Raw genomic sequence first — 21402 nt, 5'->3', positions numbered from 1 at the left:
GTTAAGCAACAATCTTAAATCTTAGCCCTTTCAGCGTAAACAATATAATATCTATTGGTAAATTTTCTCAATAAAGGACGAAGACCAAATTTCTTTACGGGATTTGTCCATTTTTCACGGTCGATTATTTTCCAACCTGTTTTTTCCAAAAGCCAGTCCAATTGCCAATCTTCAAATTCATGGTAATGTCTGTCCCACATATCGGTTTTGCTTCGATAAGCTGGTGAAAACCACAAGCGCATTGGGATAGATATAAAAAGTTTGTCCGATTTTATTTCGTTTAAAATCGTGTAAGGGTTTAGTAAATGTTCAAAGATTTCGAAAGCGGTTACCACATCTTTTTTTTCTGTTGAAAATACGGATTGGTCTTTGTCTAAGTCCTCTCCTGTTGTATTTGTAACTGCAAATCCTTCGGATTTCATAATTTTAGAAAAAGGATTTTCTACGCCTAAATCTAATATGGTTTCTGAAGTGGAGACGTGTTTTTTTAGAAATTCTAAAGTATGTTTGAATCTTTTATTGGGAAACGTTTTTTCGTACATGTTTTTTTGATTTTGCCGCTAGGGCACGAAGGCACAAATATAGTAATAAATGTGTTTTTGGGCATTGTTTTTTAGCCCGGATGGGAATGAAAATCCCGGAGCTTCAAAATGTAGTTTTTCAAGGTGCAAAAAGCGACAGAATGAAGCTTTCTTGCACCTTAGAAAAACAAGTTTTGTAGTGAGGAATTGTAGTGTACAGCCGGATTAGCTCCTGATTGTTGTGTTCCTCACAATTTTAATATCTGTAAACAAATGCGTTGATGTTCATTCCTGCTCCTACGGATGCAAAGATTAGAACATCGCCTTTTTGTATGGATTGGTTTTCTATTTCTCCGCGAATTAACAAGTCGAAAAGAGTAGGAACGGTGGCTACACTGCTATTTCCTAGTTCATGGATGCTCATGGGCATGATATCTTTTGGAACGGGTCTGTCGTATAATTTGTAAAAACGTTGAATTATAGCTTCATCCATTTTTTCATTGGCTTGATGGATAAGGATTTTTTTTACGTCATCAATGCCTAATCCGCTTTTGTCCAAACAACTTTTCATTGCAGCAGGAACTTGGCTTAATGCAAATTCGTAGATCTTGCGTCCGTACATTTTTATGTAACGAATGTCTGGATCTAAATCTGGGTTGTATGATTTGCCAAAGAACAAGTAATTAGCTTCATCATTTGCGTAAGTAGCACTTTCGTAAGCCAACATTCCTGTTTCATCATCAGAAGCTTCAATGATAGAAGCACCGGCGCCATCAGAATAAATCATGGAGTCTCTGTCGTGCGCATCAACTACTCTGGAAAGGGTTTCAGCACCAATTACCAAACAGCGTTTTGCCATGCCGGATTTTATAAATGCATTGGCTTGAAGTACGCCTTCAATCCAGCCCGGGCATCCAAAAAGGATATCGTAAGCAACGCATTTTGGGTTCTTTATTTGTAATTTATTTTTAACACGTGTGGCTAAACTCGGAATCATATCGGATTGAGTTGTTCCGGATTTTACATCACCAAAATTATGAGCAAATATGATATAGTCAATCGTTTCCGGATCAATTCCTGCATTTTCTATTGCTTTTTGAGAAGCAAAAAAAGCTAAATCAGAAGAAGTGTATTGGTCTTCGGCATAACGTCTGTGTTCTATACCGGTAATTCCTTTAAATTTATTAATGACTACTTCATTAGGGTATCCAAAAGCTGTTCCGTCTTCATTCAAAAAAACATGTTCACTAAAGTCAGTATTGCTTACTTTTTTCTCAGGAATATAACTTCCTATTCCAGTTATTTTTATTTTCATCGGGTTGTTTTTCCAAAAATTCAGGCTAATTTAATGATAAATAAATTAGTACACTCACAAAATTTACTATGCATGCATATAATTGTGAAATAATAATTTATTGGCAAAAATATTGATTATTTTATTACGAATTGCAAAAAACGATGCGATATTTATTTCCTAATTGTTGCAATTGATAAAATTAATATTTTGAGGATTAGGATTTCATGTTTATTTACAATGAAGCGTATGTTAAATTATTTCTCGCAGGTTTTTAGCTGTAATCTTAATTTTGTAGGATTATAATTTCTTTATTAAATGTTATTGGTTTTGTAAGTTTTTTTATATTTTTGATAATTATAAATAACTAATTAATAAAAAAATAAAAAAAAATGAAAAAAATTATTTTATTGTTTTCTATGATTTTAACTGCAACTTTAGCAAGTGCTCAAGTTGATGTTATCACAAAACACAGTGGTGAAATCGTAAATGGAAAAGTTATGCGTGTAGATGAATACACGGTTGTTTTTAAATATGATGGAGAAGATGCTGAAAATTCTATCGGGAAATATGCAATTGAAAAAATTGTTTATGGTAAAAGTGGTAGAGTAGAAGAGGTTACTGAAAAAATAGTTGTTGCTGGTGAAGCTGATTGGGAAAAAGTGATTATTCTTGAAGAAAAATCATACATCGCTGGTTTGAAAAAAGTAGGCGAAGTTAGAGGAAAAACAGGAATGATTAATCTTCAAACAGGTAATACAGGTGACAAAAAAGCAGAGAAAAAGCTTAAAATGTCCGCTGCAATATTGGGTTGTCCTTTTGTATTGATGATTTCTGATAAAACTACAGTTGGGGCAAATTCTAATCAATTTGGTGGAACACAAGCTATAAAAACTGGTTTAGGATATAAATACTAGATTTAGAATATTCTTATAAAAAAATGCCTCGATATATCGAGGCATTTTTGTTTTTTTTTAAATATTTAAAAATTAGTTTTCCATATACGCTTCAATTGGCGCACATGAACAAACTAAATTTCGATCACCGTATGCTTCATCTGCTCTACGAACGGTAGGCCAGAATTTATTTTCGGCAATATATTCTAATGGAAATGCAGCAGCTTCACGAGTGTAAGGGAAATTCCAAGTATCAGTAGTAACCATCATTAAAGTATGTGGCGCATTTTTTAATACATTATTTGGATTATCTAAAGTAGCGGCTTCAATTTCTTTTCTAATCGCAATCATGGCGTCACAAAAACGATCTAACTCTTCTAAGTTTTCACTTTCAGTAGGTTCAATCATTAAAGTTCCGGCAACTGGGAACGAAACGGTTGGAGCATGAAAACCATAATCCATCAAACGTTTAGCAATATCAGTTACTTCAATTCCTTTTTCTTTAAATGGACGGCATTCCAAAATCATTTCGTGTGCCGCACGACCCATTTCTCCAGAATACAACGTATCATAGTGACCGTTTAATTTCTCTTTAATATAGTTCGCATTTAAAATTGCATATTCAGTAGATTTTTTCACACCTTCAGCACCAAGCATGCAGATGTAACCGTACGATATCAAACAAACCAAAGCTGAACCCCAAGGTGCGGCAGAAATAGCTGTAATAGCATTTTCTCCACCTGTTGGAATTACTGGATTTGTAGGTAAAAATGGCACTAATTGTGGTGCAACACATATTGGTCCTACACCAGGTCCTCCGCCACCGTGAGGAATAGCGAATGTTTTGTGTAAGTTTAAGTGACAAACATCAGCTCCAATAGTTGCAGGATTTGTTAATCCAACTTGAGCATTCATGTTGGCACCATCCATATATACTTGTCCACCGTTATCGTGGATCAATTGTGTGATTTCTTTGATTGCGCTTTCAAAAACACCATGAGTTGATGGATACGTTACCATCAAACAAGAAAGATTGTCTTTGTGAAGAATTGCTTTTTCACGTAAATCTTCTACATCAATATTTCCATTTTCCAATGTTTTAGTAACCACAACTTTCATTCCTGCCATAGCTGCCGAAGCTGGATTTGTTCCGTGAGCCGATGATGGAATTAAAGCAATGTTTCTATGGTGATCTCCTCTAGATTGGTGGTACGCACGAATAACCATTAATCCGGCATATTCCCCTTGAGCACCTGAATTAGGTTGTAATGTTGTTCCTGCAAAACCAGTAATAACATTTAATTGTTGTTCTAATTTAGCCAACATTTCTTGGTATCCTTGCGCTTGATCTAATGGAGCAAACGGGTGAATGTTATTCCATTGTGCCATGCTTAAAGGCAACATTTCTGAAGCGGCATTCAGTTTCATGGTACAAGATCCCAATGAAATCATGGAGTGATTCAATGCCAAATCTTTTCTTTCCAACATTTTGATGTAACGCATCAAAGCGGTTTCTGAATGGTGTTTATTGAAGACATCGTGTTGCAAGAACGTTGATGTTCTGTTTACATTTTCTGGGAAATGATTGGTTTCTGATAAACTGTCAATTGTAGTTGCCTGAGTACCTTTTGCGGAAGCGAAAACAGTAATAATTTTATTTAAATCAGCAATACTTGTTGTTTCGTTTAAAGAAATTGAAACGGTATTTTCGTCGATGTAATAAAAGTTGATTTCGTTTTGTTCAGCAATCGCTTTTACTTTTTGTGCATCAGCTTTAACAACAATTGTGTCAAAGAAAGCAGTATTGGTTTGTTGTAAACCTAATTTTTCTAATGCATTTGCCAATGTTGCTGCCGAAGCATGTACTTTATTAGCAATGTATTGCAAGCCTTTTGGACCATGATAAACAGCATACATTCCTGCCATAACTGACAATAGAACTTGTGCTGTACAAATATTTGAAGTGGCTTTATCACGTTTAATGTGTTGCTCACGTGTTTGTAATGCCATACGCAAAGCACGATTTCCATCCGTATCAACAGTTACACCGATGATTCTTCCGGGCATACTTCTTTTGTATTCTTCTTTTGTGGCAAAATAAGCAGCGTGTGGGCCACCGTAACCTAACGGAATTCCGAAACGTTGCGTAGTTCCAAGAACTACTGCAGCACCCATTTCTCCCGGAGGAGTCAATTTTGCCAAACTTAAAATATCAGCAGCAACGGCTACTTTTATTTCGTTTGCAGCTGCTTTAGCGATAAAAGCGGTATAATCATGAACTTGTCCAAATTTTCCAGGATATTGAAGAATTGCTCCAAAATATTCCGATGAAAAATCGAATGTTTCATGGTTTCCAATCACTAATTCAACCCCGATTGGCGTAGAACGTGTTTGTAAAACCGATAAAGTTTGTGGTAATATTTCCTCAGAAACGAAGAATTTATTGGTGTTGTTTTTCTTTTGATCGCGAGAACGAACGTCAAAAAGTAACGCCATTGCTTCAGCAGCAGCAGTTCCTTCGTCTAATAAAGAGGCATTAGCGATTTCCATTCCGGTTAATTCGATAACCATCGTTTGAAAATTCAAAATCGCTTCTAAACGACCTTGCGCGATTTCAGCTTGATACGGCGTATAGGCAGTATACCATCCTGGATTTTCAAATACATTTCTTTGGATTACCGCAGGGATTATTGCTGCATTGTATCCTAAACCAATGTACGATTGAAAAACTTTATTTTTATTCCCTAATTTTTGAATGTGATTTGCAAACTCATATTCAGTCATTGCAGGTTCCAAGTCCAAATCAGATTTTAAACGAATATCACTTGGGATAGTTTCATGGATCAATTGGTCAAGTGTTGCTGCCCCAATTGTCTTCAACATATGTTCTAGATCATTTTCTCTTGGGCCAATGTGTCTTAATGCAAAAGCGTCTGTTTTCATTATATATAAAATGGGTTGTGTGTTTCTTGTTTTAAAAGGCTGTAAAAATAAATATTAATCTGCTATTAAAAGACTTTTTTAACTTGATTTTCTGTGAATTTTTCAACTAAAAGCCATTCTTGTTAACACTTTGATTAATTTTGTCTAATGAGGTTTTTGAAACTAATATTCGATTTTTACATTAATAGTAGCATTCACGTGGGTTTGTCTTGTTATGCCTTGGTTAGAATGACGCAACACATGTTCCACATTCCAGTAGATGAGCCAGTTGCTAACTTTGCTTTTTTTGGGACAATTGTAGGATATAATTTTGTAAAATATGATGCACTGGCTAGAGTTCAAAGATTACAAATGCGTAAGCAGTTAAAAACGATTGCTTTATTTAGCTTTTTTGCTCTTTTTTTAGTCGGATATTATTTTTTTCTGCTGCAAAGGATAACCCAAATAGTCGCAGTAGTTTTCTTGAGTGTTACATTATTATACACACTTCCCTTTTTTCCAAATAAGAAAAATGCCAGGAATTGGGCTGGTGTTAAAATTTATATTGTAGCATTGTGTTGGGTTGGAGTGACATTGGCTTTGCCAGTTTTGAATGCTGATGTTTCAATTACTTCCGATTTTTATTTAAAATGTATGCAACGCTTTATCTTGATTTTTGTATTGGTACTTATTTTTGAAATTATTGATTTGGCAAAAGACGATCCGCATTTAAAAACAGTGCCGCAGCAAATAGGGGTGAAGCGCACTAAAATATTAGGGTTGTTGCTTTTACTTCCGTTTTATTTTTTAGAATTTTTTAAAAGTAATTTTGACAAAAATCAATTGATTATCAACTTGATTTTAGTGATTATCATTTCATTATTTATGCTTTTTGCAAATGAAAAACGGTCTAAATATTACACTTCCTTTTGGGTAGAAAGTGTCCCGATTGTTTGGTGGTTATTGCTTCTCATTTTCTGATAAAGCTTTCAATGTTTTATTTCTTTCGATGATAAAATTAATCATGTGATTTTTTAAAAACAGTAAATCAAATAATTCTCCAAAGAATCCATAGGGAACTTCATAATGTAATTTATCTTTCATTATAGTAACTCCGTCTTTTTCATTAAATATATGTTCATGTCGGAATGATTTGAATTTTCCTTCTTCCATTTCATCAACAAAATAGTCGTATAAATTCATGGCTGTGATTCGGCTTTTATGAGTCAAATAAACACCAAAATGTTTGCCTCGCCAAGTAACGGTTTCGTTGTAATTGATTAACCCGGAAGTGATTCCGTCAATTGCAGTTTCTTTAGTGAAATTGACAGATTCTTGGTGTGTGTCAATATCTCTGGATAGATTAAAAACAGTTTGTATTGGGGCATTTATTTTAGTCCGAATTTTTATTTTGGTCATTAAAGTTTTATTTTTCGTTTGTCTTCAATAGTGATTTTAGAGCCTGTGGCCAGAAATACAGAGGTTGGTTTTAAGTCCTTAATAAAAGCAAATTCTTTCCCATAAACTCCTTCAAAATCAATAATAGATTCGTTGTTGGTTACTTCATATTGTTTCCATCTGGGATGGGTAACTTGGTATTCAAAAGTTTTGTTTTCGTTGATTTTGGTATAGCCAAAATAATGTTCCGTGATAAACTCAGCTTCAGAATCGGGTTCAATCGCAATAGGGTTTTTATGGGTTTCTACCTGGATGGTATTCCAATTATTATTCACTTTCCATTGGTATATAAATTCTCGGGAGTGTTCATTTACTTTCAAAATATGTTTCATGGGCAAAGTACGGTAATGCTCATTGTAAAAGGTATTGGCGACAAATGAAATTGCATATTTTGGAACAATTTCGCTGATAAAAACCGCACCTCTTTTCCACACACCGTTTTCAAAACGTCTCACGTAAAACCGAAGATTTACCTCTTCGAAATCAGAATGAAACGGTATTTTCATTCCCAAAACACGAACATTTTCAAATAGGAATCCAATAAAACTAACATAACATTTGCCATTCCAGAAATCTATTTCCGTTCCTGCAGGAACATACTTTTGCAGAATTTCGGGATTGACCACATAATTAATCATTGCTAAATTGTTCCATTCGGCTTTTAAAAAACTCATTTTTTGTTAGTTTTAATTTTTTCGAGGTATATAAAATGGTAATAAAAAACCCAAAGTCTGTTACTTCGGGTTTCCAAAAATTATGTTTCTAAACCAATCCCGCTCTTCTTAATAGCGCTTCCGGTTTTGGTTCTTGTCCTCTAAAACGTTTGTACAAAATCATCGGATGTTCTGTTCCGCCTTTAGACAGCACGTTTTCTTTAAATTTTGTGGCTACTTCTTTATTGAAAATACCTTTTTCCTGAAAATATTCAAAAGCATCAGCATCCAGAACTTCAGCCCATTTATAACTGTAATAACCAGAAGAATAACCGCCTTGAAAAATATGGGAGAAAGAGGTGCTCATCGCATTTTCTTTTACTTCAGGATACAATTGTGTGGCTGCAAACTGTTCGGTTTCAAAAGCTTTGATGTCTTTGATATTGGAAGGATCTTGCGCATGCCACCCCATATCCAATAATCCAAAACTCAATTGACGCATCGTTGCAATTCCTTCTTGGAAACTGGCACTTTCTTTAATTTTATGTACTAATTCCATCGGAATCATTTCGCCAGTTTGATAATGGTACGCAAACAAAGCCAAAGCTTCTGGTTCGTAACACCAGTTTTCTAAAATCTGGCTTGGTAATTCCACAAAATCCCAATATACACTTGTTCCGGATAAACTTGGGTATGTCGTGTTTGCCAACATTCCGTGCAATGCATGACCAAATTCATGAAACAAAGTCGTTACTTCATTAAAAGTCAATAATGATGGTTTTGTTTCGGTAGGTTTCGTGAAATTGCACACAATTGAAATATGCGGTCTTTCGTTGATTCCTTTTTTAATGTATTGCGATTTAAAAGATGTCATCCAAGCTCCGTTGCGTTTGCCTTTTCGTGGAAAGAAATCAGCATAAAAAACAGCAACCAATTGGTCTTCCTCGTCTTTTACTTCGTATGTTTTTACTTCTTCATGGTATTTATCCACTTCAAAAATTTCTTCGAAAGTAATTCCGTATAATTTTTGCGCTACTGCAAAAGCACCTTCCAGAACTTTCTCTAATTGAAAATAGGGCTTTAATATTTCATCATCTAAATTGAATAATTGTTGCTTCAATTTCTCCGAATAATACGCGCCATCCCATTTCTCTAGTTGTTCTATTCCGTCTAACTCTTTTGCGAAAGCAGTCAATTGGGCAAATTCTTTCAAAGCTGCCGGTTTCGCTTTTTCCAATAAATCATTCGAAAATGTTTTCACTTTCTCCGGACTTTCTGCCATTCGTTCTTCAAGTACAAAATGAGCATGAGTGGCATAACCTAAAACCTGAGCTCGGTCAAAACGCAATTTTGCAATTTTAAGTACAATTTCCTGATTGTCAAATTCATTGTTTTGAAAACCTTTGGCACCAAAAGCGATTACCATTTTCTTGCGCAATTCACGATTATCAGCATAGGTCACAAACGGAACATAACTTGGATAATCCAATGTGAAAATCCAACCTTCTTTTTCTTGGCTTTTAGCCAAAGAATGAGCGGCTTCGATAGTTCCTTCCGGTAAACCGGCTAAATCTGTTTCATTTGTAATATGCAATTGATAGGCTTGTGTTTCGGCCAAAACATTTTCGCCAAACTGCAAACTCAATTTCGATAATTCTTTGTCTATTTCTCGCAATTGATTCTTTTTGTCTTCTGGCAAATTCGCTCCGTTTCTGGAGAAGCTTTTGTATTTTTTATCCAAAAGTGTGGTTTGTTCTGGATTTAAATTCAGTTTTTCTCGTTGCTCATAAACCGTTTTTACTCGGGCGAATAAATCAGGGTTAAGACGAACATCATTTCCAAATTCAGATAATAAAGGAGAAACTTCCTGAGCGATTTTTTGAATTTCATCATTCGTCTCCGCTGAATTCAAGTTGAAAAAGATACTTGAAATTCTATCCAAAACATCTCCGCTGAATGCTAATGCTTCAATGGTGTTTTCGAAAGTAGGCTGTATGGGATTTCTAACAATAGCATCGATTTCGGCTTTTGCCAATTCGATTCCTTTTTGAAAAGCAGGAAGAAAATCTTCGTTTTTAATTTTCGAAAAAGGTGCAGTATTATACTTTGTATTGAAATGGTGTGTTAAGATGCTCATTTGTATTTTTTAATAAAAAATAATTCGATGTTTAAAGATAACAAATGTACGGATTTAATAAAAAAAATGAAGTTGATAAAGCAATTGATTTATTTCAAAATCCCGTTGCTGATTGTGTTATTTAAATGTTATTTATTTCGTTTCACAGTAATAAAGCCCTAAATTGTAAAAAAAGATTGGTTTCTGAAGAAACAAATCAAAGTAAGAAATAAATATTCAAAGAAAATATGAACTATCAAATTACAATAAATAGAGCGAATACTGTAGATGAAATTGAAAGCTATTGGACAAATGATGATTACATTAAACTGCTTGAAAAATTTGATTATCCGGATGCTTCAGATGCGGATGCTTCCAGTTTAAGAGAGTTGCTTTTTATGGCAATTTCTGATTTTGAGCCCAAAGAGGCTGCAGTGATCGTACTAGAATATAAATTGTCAGAACATTTAAACGAAGGGCAAATTCACCAAATTTCTAATGATATGTTCTTGGATAAAGTGTGTGAAGAATATCCGGAGATCGGTTTGCATTCAACTTTGTTTCATATCAATCAATTGCTTTTCAAAGCCTATAACGGTAAATTTCCCAATGCAAAAGCAACAATCATAACGGTTACAATTGCATCATTAGAAAGTGAAAATGAGATGCAGTTGACCAAAGAGAATGTACTTAAATTATTGAACAAAGGATTGTCTGACAGTAATCTTATCAAACGATTGTTTGATCACCCAATGAATGAAAATGCTCCTTTTCCGGAAGCTGAGGATGTTTTGTGGGATTTAACAACTGTGGATAATCTGAATTATACCATTACCACCTCTGAGTATTGGCTGAATAAAGAAGATATAATTGCTTCGGAATTTGAAGGGGTTTTAGAAATAGCAGTAGATGTTGAATAAGTGATTCAAGATTTTAAATAAAAAAGCTCCATTACGGAGCTTTTTTTATTTTTTTAGACTTTCAGCAGCTATGTTAACCGCTTCTTTCAATCCTGTTTTGTATTTAATTATTTTCTCCATCACACTTTTGTTGTGACTTCCTATAATTTGAGCAGCAAGAATTCCTGCATTTTTCGCACCGTTTAATGCTACAGTTGCTACGGGAACTCCACCTGGCATTTGTAAAATGGATAAAACACTATCCCAACCATCGATTGAATTGCTTGATTTTATAGGTACGCCAATTACTGGAAGTGGCGACATAGAAGCGACCATTCCTGGCAAATGCGCTGCTCCGCCAGCACCTGCTATTACTACCGAAATTCCGCGAGTGTGTGCATTGTTGCTGAAATCAAATAGTTTTTCGGGAGTTCTGTGTGCTGATACAATATCGACTTCTATCTCTATATCGAATGCTTTTAAAATGTCTATTGCTTCTTGCATTACGGGCATATCAGAAATACTTCCCATGATTACGGCTACTTTCATTATTTTTTATTTAAAGATTTAAAGATTTAAGTATTTAAAGATTTTTTGAGAAACTCAATTTAGTTGGTATTCTGAATTTTTCAATCTTTTAATTTTTTCAATCTTTTAACTAACTTATTACTCTTATCGTGTTTTTTACATTTTCAGCTATTCTTCGAGCTTCATTGATGTCTGGATTTACTATCGTTACATGTCCCATTTTTCTAAAAGGACGTGTCTGTTTTTTGCCATAAATGTGAGGTGTAACACCGTTCCAGCCTAATATTTTTTCAATATTTTCATACACCACATCACCGGAATAGCCTTCTTCACCCGAAAGATTTACCATAATTCCAGCAACTTTACTGTCGGTATTTCCCAAAGGCAAATTAAGAATTGCTCGCAAATGATTTTCGAATTGTGAAGTATAGCTGGCTTCAATGGAATAATGACCTGAATTGTGTGGGCGAGGAGCAACTTCGTTTACAAGGATTTCATCATCTTCAGTTTGAAACATTTCAACAGCTAATAAACCAACATGATTGAACTTTTCGGAAACATTCAATGCGATTGCTCTTGCTTTTTCGGCAACTTTATCATCAATACGAGCCGGACAAATGACATATTCCACTTGATTGGCTTCTGGATGAAATTCCATTTCTACCACTGGATAAGTTTTTATTTCGCCTGATGGATTGCGACAAACGATAACGGCTAGTTCATTTTTGAACGGAACCATTTCTTCGGCGATACATTCTACATTGGCTAAATTGTCTAAATCCGAGATTTGTCGAATCACTTTTACACCATTTCCATCATAACCAAATTCCGTACATTTCCATACAAACGGTAGTTTTGTTTTAGAATCTAAAATATCAACAATTAGACTTTTTAGATTCTCAAATCGTTTATAATTTGCAGTTGGAATTGTGTGTTGCGTGTAAAAATCTTTCTGAATTCCTTTGTTTTGAATCAATTTCAACGTTTTTGGCGAAGGAAATACTTTTACTCCCTCTTCCTCTAGTTTTACTAAAGCTTCAAGATTTACCAATTCAATTTCGAAAGTTAAAACATCAACCTTTTTACCAAAGTTATACACCGTTTCAAAATCCATTAAATCACCTTTAAAGAATTTATTACAGGCTATCTTGCATGGTGCTTCATCACTTGGATCAAGAACATAAGTTTGTATGTCAAATTTTCGGGTGTCAAACAACAGCATTTTACCAAGTTGTCCTCCGCCGAGGATTCCCAATTTAAAATCAGAAGAAAAATAATTCATTGTGTAGTTGTATGTTTATGCAAAGATACTTTATAATGATTGAATCCGAAAATGCTATTTTATTTTCTTCATAATTTCTATTGTATCATTTGTTGCTTTTAATACATTTTGACTCGTTTTTTTGTGGAATTTACTTAAAATTAGAAATTAATGCCCAATTATCAATTGTCAAATCCGAATTCTGTATCTTTGCGCATTATTTTAAACACGAAAATAATGATACAACTTCACGATAAACAATTTGTTCCGTTTATTTCTGCTAAAGAAATTGATTTTGCCATCGCTAAAATGGTTTCGCAAGTAGAAGCTGATTTTGCTGATGAAACGCCGGTATTTGTGGGAGTATTGAATGGAGCTTTTATGGTTGTTTCTGATTTTATGAAACAATATAAAAAACCATGTGAAGTATCTTTCATTAAAATGGCATCATACGAAGGAACTTCTACTACAAACGAAGTGAAACAATTAATAGGTATAAATCAGGATTTAACTGGACGTTCTGTTGTCATAATCGAAGATATAGTTGACACCGGAAATACATTGGTTGAACTGAAAGAATTATTCAAAAAGCAAAATGTAAAACATTTTAAAATAGCAACACTTTTTTTTAAACCTGAAGCATACACAAAAGACATCAAAATAGATTACATTGGGATTAGAATTCCCAATAAATTTATTGTGGGTTTTGGCTTAGACTACGATGGATTAGGAAGAAATTTACCCGAAGTATATAAACTAAAAGAATAACGACACAACAACATGACTAACATTGTTTTATTTGGAAAACCAGGAGCTGGTAAAGGAACTCAAGCAGAGTTTTTGAAAGAAAAATACAAATTAACACATATATCAACGGGCGATGTATTTCGTTTTAATTTAAAAAACGATACAGAACTTGGCAAACAAGCAAGAGTATTTATGGATGCTGGAGATTTAGTTCCAGATGAATTGACTACAAAAATGCTGATTGATGAGGTAAATAAACACCCGGATACTAATGGAATATTGTTTGACGGATATCCAAGAACAATTTCACAAGCCGAAGCTTTAGATGCATTTCTTACGTCAATAGGTTCTAAAGTTGCAGCGACAATTGCACTCGAAGCCGATGATGAGATTCTGGTAAAACGTCTATTGGAAAGAGGGAAAACAAGTGGTAGAATTGATGATCAAGATGAAGAAAAAATCAGAAATCGCTACCAGGAATACAATGAAAAAACAGCGCCTTTAATGAGTTATTATGAGGAGCAAGGTAAATTTTATGCAGTAAACGGAATAGGTACAATCTCTGAAATTACAGAAAGAGTAAGCAACGTGATTGATAATTTATAGTAGCAATTCCAGCTGTACATTACAAGTCCTCGTTAAAAAATCTATTTTTCTAAGCCATAAAAGGAGCTTCCTTTGGTCGCTCTTTTTTGACAAGAAAAATTAGCTTTTTTAACTCTGGGCTTTTCATTCCCATCTGGGCTAAAATCCAGACTGGAGATTTCAGAAAATCAAATTCAGAAATCAGATTTTAAATAAAAAACGAATCAACTAAAAAATTGGAAATACTAATAATATTTTTTCTAATACTATTAAATGGGGTTTTCTCTATGTCAGAAATCGCATTGATTTCAGCAAGAAAAAACAGATTAGAGACCGCGGCAAAAAAAGGGAATAAAAGTGCTAAAATCGCATTGGATTTGGCGAACTCACCAAACAAATTTTTATCAACCGTACAAATAGGAATAACGCTAATAGGAATTCTTACCGGTATTTATAGTGGTGATAAAATCACAATGGATGTAGAGACTTTTGTAAGCGGATTTGAATTTTTAAAACCATACGCGCCATCAGTTGCTGTGGGGATTGTTGTAGTAGTTTTGACCTTTTTCTCTTTAGTTCTAGGAGAATTATTACCTAAAAGAATCGGTTTGAATCATCCGGAATCCATTGCCAAAGCAGTGGCATTACCCATGAAAATTGTTTCAATTGTAACAGCACCATTTATTTGGTTGTTAACACATTCAACAGATTTTTTATTGGATATTTTACAAATAAAGCCTACCGCTGACGGTAAAGTAACCGAAGAGGAAATAAAAGCGATAATCAAAGAAGGAACCGAAGGAGGAGAAGTTCAAGAAATTGAACAAGATATTGTGGAGCGCGTTTTCCATATTGGAGACAGAAAAATAAATTCATTGATGACACACAGGAAGTCAGTGGTTTTTTTACCTTTGCATTCTGATAAAGAACAGGTTAAGGAATTTATGCTCAAAGAATTACATTCTATTTATCCAGTTTACGGTGAAAATTATGATGATATTGTTGGAGTTGTTAACCTGAAAAATATTTTCGCCCATTTTGAAAATGAAAACTTCAATTTGGCGGATATAATGACCGAAGCTCCTTTTATGATGGAGCAAACCACCGCATATATAGCCTTAGAAAACTTTAAAAAAACAGGCATTCATTATGCATTTGTCTCAGATGAATATGGTGTTTTTCAAGGAGTAATTACTTTGAATGATATTTTGGAAGCATTGGTTGGTGATGCTTCTGATTTTTATAAAGATGATTTTCAGCTGATTGAAAGGGAAGACGGAAGCTGGTTGGTTGACGGACACTATTCGTTGCATGATTTCTTGACTTACTTTGAATTAGATGAATTAATCAATGATTATGAAGTAACCACAGTGAGTGGATTAATAATGACTGAACTCTCTCATATTCCTAAACAAGGAGAAAAATTGATTTGGCAAAAATTTGAGTTAGAAGTCATTGATATGGATGGCGTGAAGATTGATAAAGTGATGGTGAAAGCATTAAAAAATTAAATAGCTTAGGGTTAAATTGCTCAAAATGAGTACTAAATACTAAAGCTGAACATTGAATATTAGAAAAAATGACTGAAGGGAATTTTGTAGATTACGTTAAAATATATGTTTCTTCCGGAAAAGGAGGAAAAGGATCTACGCATTTGCATAGAGAAAAATTTATTGAAAAAGGTGGGCCAGATGGAGGAGATGGAGGTCGTGGAGGACATGTTTATCTTGTAGGAAACAAAGGTCTATGGACATTATTTCACCTTAAATTTGCACGTCATATTAAAGCCGGTAATGGTGGAGATGGAAGTGGCGACAGAAGTACAGGTGCAGATGGAGATGATAAATTCATTGAAGTTCCATTAGGAACGGTAGTAAAAGATAAGGAAACCGGAGAAATATTATTTGAAATTACCGAAGATGGTGAAAAGCAAATACTTTCTCGTGGTGGAAAAGGTGGTTTAGGAAACTGGCACTTTAGAAGTTCAACCAATCAAACTCCTAGATATTCTCAACCCGGTTTGCCTGGTGTGGAAATGGATGTGATTCTAGAACTAAAAGTACTTGCTGATGTAGGTTTGGTAGGTTTTCCTAATGCAGGGAAATCAACATTATTATCTGTATTAACTTCTGCTAAACCAAAAATTGCGGATTATCCGTTTACAACTTTAAAACCAAATCTTGGAATTGTTGCGTACAGAGATTTTCAATCTTTTGTAATTGCAGATATTCCCGGAATTATTGAAGGTGCTGCCGAAGGAAAAGGTCTTGGACATTATTTCTTGCGTCACATTGAACGTAATTCGACTTTGCTATTTTTAGTTCCAGTAGATACTCCAGATATCAAAGCTGAATATGATATTTTAGTTAATGAATTGACAAAATACAATCCTGAAATGCTTGATAAAGAGCGTTTGTTGGTGATTTCTAAATGCGATATGCTGGATGATGAGTTGAAAGCAGAATTAAAAACAGAATTAGACGTTGCTTTCAAGGATGTTCCTTATATGTTTATTTCTTCTGTTGCTCAACAAGGTTTAACAGAGTTGAAAGATAAATTATGGAAAATGTTGAATGACTAATTCTTGATTTTTTAAATAAATTATAAAAGCCGTCTCGTATGATATATGAGACGGCTTTTTTATAAAAAATAGTTAAACCTTTCACATCCTTGGAGAATTACAATTATAAATTTCCTTATTTTTGGAGGATGAAACATATTATACTGGTCTTTTTGTTATTTCCTATTATGATTTGGTCTCAATCCAATTTTGATAAAGCAGAAAAACTGTTTAAAGAGGAAAAGTACGAACAGGCACAATCCCTGTTTGAATCTGTTTTGAAGTCCAATTCTTCAGATTTGAAAACAATCGAATATTTAGGAGATATTGCAGGTTATAATAAATCATGGGATAAAGCGATTGTTTATTACAAAAAACTAAAAATTTTAAAACCTTCAGAAGCCGATTATTATTATAAATATGGTGGAGCTTTAGGGATGAAAGCCAAAGAAACAAGTAAATTCAAGGCGCTTGGTATGATTGATGAAGTCAAAGGTTCTTTTGAAAAAGCGATAAGTCTTAATCCAAAACACATTGAATCACGTTGGGCTTTGATCGAATTATATATTCAGTTGCCGGGAATTGTAGGAGGTAGTGAATCCAAAGCTATAAAATATTCAAATGAATTGTTGCGATTATCACCTGTTGATGGTTATTTGTCCAGAGGTCATATTGAGGAATATTTTAAAAGATATAAAGTTGCAGAGCAACAGTATAAAAAAGCGATACTTATTGGAGGTTCAAAAATAAGTTATCAAAAGCTAGCTAACTTATACAAGAACAAAATGAGAGAGCCAGAAAAAGCAAAATTAGTATTAGAAACCTATAATAAAAAAAGTTCAAGATAGATTTTAATCTCTCTGGAATTCAACAACCATAAACCAAAAATTAGAATGCGTACACATTTTATAGCTATCGGAGGAAGCGCCATGCACAATCTGGCTTTAGCATTACACAACAAAGGGTATCAAGTTACGGGAAGTGACGATGCTATTTTTGAACCATCAAAATCAAGATTAGATAAAAAAGGAATTTTGCCTCCAGAATTGGGCTGGTTTCCAGAAAAAATAACATCAGATATTGAAGCAGTTATTCTTGGCATGCATGCAAAAGCTGATAATCCTGAATTACTAAAAGCACAAGAATTAGGACTTAAAATATATTCTTATCCGGAGTTCTTGTACGAACAATCAAAAAATAAAACACGTGTAGTCATTGGCGGTTCGCATGGAAAAACTACCATAACTTCAATGATTTTACATGTGATGCATTACCATGATATAGCAGTAGATTATATGGTTGGCGCACAATTGGAAGGTTTCGATACGATGGTACATCTTACGGAGGAGAATGACTTTATCGTTTTGGAAGGAGATGAATATTTGTCTTCGCCAATTGATAGAAGACCCAAATTTCATTTGTATCAACCAAACATCTCCCTAATTTCAGGAATTGCTTGGGATCATATTAATGTTTTTCCAACGTATGAGAACTATGTAGAACAGTTTGAAATTTTTATTGGCAAAATTACCAATGGCGGAATTTTAGTTTACAATGAAGATGATGCTGAAGTAAAACGTGTTTCAGAAGCCGCGACAAACCCAATCCGTAAACTAGCGTATCATACTCCAAAATATTCTGTTAATGATGGTGTGACACTTCTAGAAACTCCAGAAGGCGATATGCCAATTGAAGTTTTTGGAGCGCATAATCTTAATAATTTGGCTGGAGCCAAATGGATTTGCCAAAACATGGGAGTCGATGAAGCTGATTTTTATGAAGCCATTGCCAGTTTTAAAGGCGCATCAAAACGATTGGAAAAAATTGCAGAAAGCAAAACAAAAGTTGCCTATAAGGATTTTGCGCATTCACCAAGTAAAGTTGCCGCAACTACTAAAGCGGTTAAAGAGCAATATCCAAACAGAACTTTGGTGGCTTGTCTAGAATTGCATACGTACAGCAGTTTGAATGCGGAGTTTCTAAAAGAATATGAAGGTGCATTAGAATATGCGGATAAAGCAGTAGTTTTCTATTCTCCTGACGCTGTAAAAATTAAACAGCTTGAAGAAGTTACATACGACCAAATTGCAAAATCTTTTAATCGTGAAGATTTAATTATTTATACGAATCCAAAAGATTTCAAAGACTATTTATTTAATTTAAATCTTGAAAATTCTGCTTTGTTGTTGATGAGTTCCGGTAATTATGGCGGATTAAACTTTGATGAGGTAAAGGAATTGGTAAAGTAAAAGTGATATGAGTGATACTATAAGAATTTCTAAAACTACAAGTGAAAATCCGGATTTTATAAATCTCATTGGCGCATTAGATAAAAGTTTGTGGGAGCGTTATCCGGAATTGAAAACAGATTATTGGGGTAATAATATTATTGAATTAAATCCAAATGTTGTTGTCATTTATTTGGAAAACAATCCTGTAGCATGTGGTTGTTTTAAGAAATACGACAAGGATACAATTGAAATAAAGCGTATGTTTGTTTCTCTTGAAGCCAGAGGAATGGGTTTAGCTCAAAATATTTTACGTGAGCTAGAACTTTGGGCGCATGATTTAGGATATTCATTTTCTGTTTTGGAAACATTATACAAACAAAAGGAAGCTATCGCTTTATATCAAAAAACAGGATATAGCATAGTTGATAATTATGAGCCTTATGTGGGTTTAGAAAATAGTATTTGCATGCGGAAACAAATTTAAATAACAAATGAATGGCTGAAAATTCCTTTTTTCCTATAACGAATTGGTCCGAAGATGATAAGCCACGAGAAAAATTAATGCTGAAAGGCAAAAGTGTTTTAAGTGACGCAGAATTGATTGCCATTTTGATTGGTTCAGGAAGTAGAAATGAATCGGCTGTTGATTTGAGTAAAAGGATTTTAGCAAGTGTAGACAATAATTTGAATGCATTAGGAAAATTATCCATTTCGCAATTAATGAATTTCAAAGGCATTGGTGAGGCGAAAGCTATTTCCATTATAGCTGCTTTAGAATTAGGAAGAAGAAGAAGGGCGGAAGATGCGGTAGAATTAAAGAAAGTGACTTCCAGTAAAATCATTTTCGAAATCATGCAGCCTATTATTGGTGAATTGCCACACGAGGAATTTTGGATCATTTATTTGAATAACTCGAATAAGGTTATTTCGAAATCCCAATTGAGTAAAGGCGGTATTACCGGAACATTAGTAGATGTTCGCATCGTTTTTAAAACAGCGCTTGAAATGGGTGCTACCGGATTAATATTGTGCCACAATCATCCATCGGGAACTCTGATTCCAAGTGATGCAGACAAACAGATTACAAGAAAATTAAAATTGGCAGGCGATAGTTTAGAAATAAAAGTACTAGATCATTTGATTGTTACTGAAAAAAATTATTTTAGTTTTGCTGATGAAGGAATATTTTAAAACATAAAATGAAACATACTATAATAACTGATGTTTTCTTTGATTTAGATCATACGCTTTGGGATTTTGATAAAAATTCAGAGTTGACATTTGAGACTATTTTTAATAAAAATCATCCCGCAATTGAAACCAAAGTTTTTATTGAAAAATATGTGCCTATAAACCAAGAATGTTGGAAGCTATATCAATATGATAAAATTACGCATGAAGAGTTACGTTATAATCGACTGAAGTATTCTTTTGATGCTCTTGATTATTCGATTTCTGACGAGGAAATTGATGCCATAGCAAATGATTATATTCGTTTTTTACCTGAAAACAATCATCTTTTTGATGGCACTTTTGAAGTTTTAGACTATTTAAATCAAAAATATAATCTTCATATAATTACAAATGGATTTGCTGAGGTTCAATACAAAAAGATACATAATTCTAATATAGGAAGTTATTTTCAAACCGTCACAAATTCTGAAATGGCTGGAGTGAAAAAACCAAATCCTATTATTTTTGATTATGCCTTAGATTTGGCCAAAGCCAAAAAAGAAAACAGCATTATGATAGGGGATAGCTTAGATGCAGATGTATTAGGTGCGCTCGACGCTGGATTAGATGCTATTTTTTTTAATGAAAGTAAAATGCATGTCGAAGATCATATTAAACAAATTAATCATTTATTAGAACTTAAAAAATATTTATAAATATGAAAAAGCAATTTCTATTATTGTTATTATTGGTCGTTAGTTATTCCTATTCCCAGTCTGTAAACGATTACAAAGCTGTAATTGTTCCTTTAAAATATGATTTTCTCAAAGGTGAGAACCAATTCCGGTTGAATACATTAACCAAGTTTAATTTAAATAAAGCAGGATTGGTTTCATTTTATGCTAGTGAAACTATACCGGCCGAGTATAATGATAGGTGTAGTTTATTGTATGTTGATGTGGTTAAAGAAAACGGTTTTTTGACAACAAAACTTTTTATAACGTTGAAAGATTGTTACGGAAAAATAATTTTCCAGTCGATAACTGGAAAAAGTAAAGAAAAAGAATATCAGGTTGCTTATACCGAATCATTGAACGAAGCATTTAAATCTGTTTATGATTTGCAATATAAATACAATGGAAGTGCGACAACTAAAGTCCAATCTTCGATGCAAACAGAGATTGTTAAGCCAATGTCATCTCCTATAGCTGTAGTTGCTAATGTAGTAAGTGAGTCTGTTGTGGTTAATACTGTAGTTGCAGATTCTAATTTACTGTATGCACAGCCTACAGCTACTGGTTTTCAATTGATAGATAGCACACCAAAGGTTATTATGAAGTTATTTAAAACCTCTCAGCCGAATTCTTTTATCGCAATTAAAGACACGGTTCAAGGGTCATTAATTCTAAAAGACAATCAGTGGTATTTTGAATATTATCAAAACGATAAATTAATGTCTGAAAAAGTAGCCGTTAAGTTTTAGGCTTCAGAAATCTGTTGCCGAAAATAGTTTCATAAAAAAAATGTCTTGAGAAATCAAGACGTTTTTTTTATGAAA

21 protein-coding genes are annotated in these 21402 nt (G+C 33.8%); 13 read left to right on the top strand and 8 right to left on the bottom strand.

The window, feature by feature from the left end; all coding sequences use genetic code 11:
• Positions 1-14: 14 nt before the first annotated feature.
• Together QLS65_RS12465 and QLS65_RS12460 are read right to left on the bottom strand one after the other, a co-directional pair.
• On the bottom strand, positions 15-542 hold the full coding sequence (locus tag QLS65_RS12465; RefSeq protein WP_282711804.1) for a methyltransferase: 528 nt from the start codon (positions 540-542) through the stop codon (positions 15-17).
• Between the two features lie 235 nt (positions 543-777).
• Entirely contained in the window at positions 778-1836 is a 1059-nt protein-coding gene (locus QLS65_RS12460) for a 3-oxoacyl-ACP synthase III family protein (RefSeq protein ID WP_099713468.1), read from the bottom strand.
• A 371-nt stretch (positions 1837-2207) separates the two neighbouring features.
• Here QLS65_RS12460 and QLS65_RS12455 point away from each other — a divergent pair, with 371 nt between their 5' ends.
• Positions 2208-2732 (top strand): hypothetical protein, encoded by a 525-nt coding sequence (locus QLS65_RS12455; protein ID WP_099713467.1) that lies wholly within the window; start codon positions 2208-2210, stop codon positions 2730-2732.
• A 72-nt stretch (positions 2733-2804) separates the two neighbouring features.
• On the opposite strand, the gene gcvP is transcribed toward QLS65_RS12455, so the two are convergent.
• Positions 2805-5654: an aminomethyl-transferring glycine dehydrogenase gene (gcvP, locus tag QLS65_RS12450; protein ID WP_282718111.1), complete on the bottom strand. Its 2850-nt coding sequence runs from the start codon at positions 5652-5654 to the stop codon at positions 2805-2807.
• A 147-nt stretch (positions 5655-5801) separates the two neighbouring features.
• On the opposite strand from gcvP, the gene QLS65_RS12445 reads away from it, so the two are divergent.
• Positions 5802-6614, top strand: coding sequence for a UbiA prenyltransferase family protein (locus tag QLS65_RS12445; RefSeq protein ID WP_282718110.1), 813 nt, complete (start codon positions 5802-5804; stop codon positions 6612-6614).
• On the opposite strand, the gene QLS65_RS12440 is transcribed toward QLS65_RS12445, so the two are convergent.
• From QLS65_RS12440 to QLS65_RS12430, 3 genes are all read right to left on the bottom strand, one after another.
• Complete coding sequence (locus QLS65_RS12440; protein WP_282718108.1) at positions 6594-7052, bottom strand: SRPBCC family protein; 459 nt, start codon at positions 7050-7052, stop codon at positions 6594-6596. The two genes, QLS65_RS12445 and QLS65_RS12440, sit on opposite strands and share 21 nt — an antisense overlap.
• Positions 7052-7765, bottom strand: coding sequence for a YqjF family protein (locus QLS65_RS12435; RefSeq protein ID WP_282718106.1), 714 nt, complete (start codon positions 7763-7765; stop codon positions 7052-7054). Before QLS65_RS12435 ends, QLS65_RS12440 begins: the two co-directional genes overlap by 1 nt.
• An 88-nt stretch (positions 7766-7853) precedes the next feature.
• Entirely contained in the window at positions 7854-9881 is a 2028-nt protein-coding gene (locus QLS65_RS12430) for a M3 family metallopeptidase (protein ID WP_282718104.1), read from the bottom strand.
• Between the two features lie 227 nt (positions 9882-10108).
• Here QLS65_RS12430 and QLS65_RS12425 point away from each other — a divergent pair, with 227 nt between their 5' ends.
• Positions 10109-10780, top strand: a complete 672-nt coding sequence (locus tag QLS65_RS12425) for a hypothetical protein (protein ID WP_282718102.1) — start codon at positions 10109-10111, stop codon at positions 10778-10780.
• A gap of 45 nt (positions 10781-10825) precedes the next feature.
• On the opposite strand, the gene purE is transcribed toward QLS65_RS12425, so the two are convergent.
• Entirely contained in the window at positions 10826-11311 is a 486-nt protein-coding gene (gene purE / locus QLS65_RS12420; RefSeq protein ID WP_199074816.1) for a 5-(carboxyamino)imidazole ribonucleotide mutase, read from the bottom strand.
• A gap of 106 nt (positions 11312-11417) precedes the next feature.
• Entirely contained in the window at positions 11418-12569 is a 1152-nt protein-coding gene (locus tag QLS65_RS12415) for a 5-(carboxyamino)imidazole ribonucleotide synthase (protein ID WP_099713461.1), read from the bottom strand.
• Positions 12570-12785: 216 nt separating this feature from the next.
• Between QLS65_RS12415 and hpt the strand changes: the two genes are divergently transcribed.
• The 10 genes from hpt to QLS65_RS12365 all read left to right on the top strand — a co-directional run bounded on the left by hpt (position 12786) and on the right by QLS65_RS12365 (position 21327).
• Positions 12786-13316: a hypoxanthine phosphoribosyltransferase gene (hpt, locus tag QLS65_RS12410; RefSeq protein ID WP_099716186.1), complete on the top strand. Its 531-nt coding sequence runs from the start codon at positions 12786-12788 to the stop codon at positions 13314-13316.
• A 12-nt stretch (positions 13317-13328) separates the two neighbouring features.
• The gene (locus tag QLS65_RS12405) at positions 13329-13901 is read left to right on the top strand and encodes an adenylate kinase (protein ID WP_282718100.1); all 573 of its coding nucleotides are present in this window, start codon (positions 13329-13331) and stop codon (positions 13899-13901) included.
• 215 nt (positions 13902-14116) lie between these two features.
• A complete protein-coding gene (locus tag QLS65_RS12400; RefSeq protein ID WP_099713459.1) occupies positions 14117-15391 on the top strand; it encodes a hemolysin family protein in 1275 nt (424 codons plus the stop codon).
• A 68-nt stretch (positions 15392-15459) separates the two neighbouring features.
• Complete coding sequence (gene obgE / locus QLS65_RS12395) at positions 15460-16461, top strand: GTPase ObgE (protein WP_099713458.1); 1002 nt, start codon at positions 15460-15462, stop codon at positions 16459-16461.
• A gap of 128 nt (positions 16462-16589) precedes the next feature.
• Positions 16590-17288, top strand: coding sequence for a tetratricopeptide repeat protein (locus tag QLS65_RS12390; protein ID WP_282718091.1), 699 nt, complete (start codon positions 16590-16592; stop codon positions 17286-17288).
• Between the two features lie 45 nt (positions 17289-17333).
• Complete coding sequence (locus QLS65_RS12385; protein WP_282718088.1) at positions 17334-18689, top strand: UDP-N-acetylmuramate--L-alanine ligase; 1356 nt, start codon at positions 17334-17336, stop codon at positions 18687-18689.
• A gap of 7 nt (positions 18690-18696) precedes the next feature.
• Positions 18697-19155 carry a GNAT family N-acetyltransferase gene (locus QLS65_RS12380; RefSeq protein WP_099713455.1) on the top strand — a complete coding sequence of 153 codons (459 nt, stop codon included), beginning with the start codon at positions 18697-18699 and terminating at the stop codon, positions 19153-19155.
• An 11-nt stretch (positions 19156-19166) separates the two neighbouring features.
• Positions 19167-19862, top strand: a complete 696-nt coding sequence (gene radC, locus QLS65_RS12375) for a RadC family protein (RefSeq protein ID WP_282711790.1) — start codon at positions 19167-19169, stop codon at positions 19860-19862.
• 8 nt (positions 19863-19870) lie between these two features.
• Entirely contained in the window at positions 19871-20560 is a 690-nt protein-coding gene (locus tag QLS65_RS12370) for a YjjG family noncanonical pyrimidine nucleotidase (protein ID WP_282711788.1), read from the top strand.
• Positions 20561-20562: 2 nt separating this feature from the next.
• Positions 20563-21327: a hypothetical protein gene (locus tag QLS65_RS12365; RefSeq protein WP_282711787.1), complete on the top strand. Its 765-nt coding sequence runs from the start codon at positions 20563-20565 to the stop codon at positions 21325-21327.
• Positions 21328-21402 lie beyond the last annotated feature (75 nt).

Origin of the sequence: Flavobacterium algoritolerans, assembly GCF_030010385.1 — a bacterium.
GTDB classification, from domain to species: Bacteria; Bacteroidota; Bacteroidia; order Flavobacteriales; family Flavobacteriaceae; genus Flavobacterium; species Flavobacterium algoritolerans.
This window is presented reverse-complemented; position numbering and strand designations above follow the sequence as displayed.

Excerpts from the sequence above, each read along its gene's own strand:
- radC (WP_282711790.1), top strand. The coding sequence starts at position 19,167 with ATGGCTGAAAATTCCTTTTTTCCTATAACGAATTGGTCCGAAGATGAT.
- QLS65_RS12405 (WP_282718100.1), top strand. The coding sequence starts at position 13,329 with ATGACTAACATTGTTTTATTTGGAAAACCAGGAGCTGGTAAAGGAACT.
- QLS65_RS12370 (WP_282711788.1), top strand. The coding sequence starts at position 19,871 with ATGAAACATACTATAATAACTGATGTTTTCTTTGATTTAGATCATACG.
- QLS65_RS12390 (WP_282718091.1), top strand. The coding sequence starts at position 16,590 with ATGAAACATATTATACTGGTCTTTTTGTTATTTCCTATTATGATTTGG.
- QLS65_RS12465 (WP_282711804.1), bottom strand. The coding sequence starts at position 542 with ATGTACGAAAAAACGTTTCCCAATAAAAGATTCAAACATACTTTAGAA.
- QLS65_RS12435 (WP_282718106.1), bottom strand. The coding sequence starts at position 7,765 with ATGAGTTTTTTAAAAGCCGAATGGAACAATTTAGCAATGATTAATTAT.
- QLS65_RS12430 (WP_282718104.1), bottom strand. The coding sequence starts at position 9,881 with ATGAGCATCTTAACACACCATTTCAATACAAAGTATAATACTGCACCT.
- QLS65_RS12425 (WP_282718102.1), top strand. The coding sequence starts at position 10,109 with ATGAACTATCAAATTACAATAAATAGAGCGAATACTGTAGATGAAATT.
- obgE (WP_099713458.1), top strand. The coding sequence starts at position 15,460 with ATGACTGAAGGGAATTTTGTAGATTACGTTAAAATATATGTTTCTTCC.
- hpt (WP_099716186.1), top strand. The coding sequence starts at position 12,786 with ATGATACAACTTCACGATAAACAATTTGTTCCGTTTATTTCTGCTAAA.
- QLS65_RS12460 (WP_099713468.1), bottom strand. The coding sequence starts at position 1,836 with ATGAAAATAAAAATAACTGGAATAGGAAGTTATATTCCTGAGAAAAAA.
- QLS65_RS12380 (WP_099713455.1), top strand. The coding sequence starts at position 18,697 with ATGAGTGATACTATAAGAATTTCTAAAACTACAAGTGAAAATCCGGAT.
- gcvP (WP_282718111.1), bottom strand. The coding sequence starts at position 5,654 with ATGAAAACAGACGCTTTTGCATTAAGACACATTGGCCCAAGAGAAAAT.
- QLS65_RS12445 (WP_282718110.1), top strand. The coding sequence starts at position 5,802 with ATGAGGTTTTTGAAACTAATATTCGATTTTTACATTAATAGTAGCATT.
- QLS65_RS12365 (WP_282711787.1), top strand. The coding sequence starts at position 20,563 with ATGAAAAAGCAATTTCTATTATTGTTATTATTGGTCGTTAGTTATTCC.
- QLS65_RS12455 (WP_099713467.1), top strand. The coding sequence starts at position 2,208 with ATGAAAAAAATTATTTTATTGTTTTCTATGATTTTAACTGCAACTTTA.
- QLS65_RS12440 (WP_282718108.1), bottom strand. The coding sequence starts at position 7,052 with ATGACCAAAATAAAAATTCGGACTAAAATAAATGCCCCAATACAAACT.
- QLS65_RS12385 (WP_282718088.1), top strand. The coding sequence starts at position 17,334 with ATGCGTACACATTTTATAGCTATCGGAGGAAGCGCCATGCACAATCTG.
- QLS65_RS12415 (WP_099713461.1), bottom strand. The coding sequence starts at position 12,569 with ATGAATTATTTTTCTTCTGATTTTAAATTGGGAATCCTCGGCGGAGGA.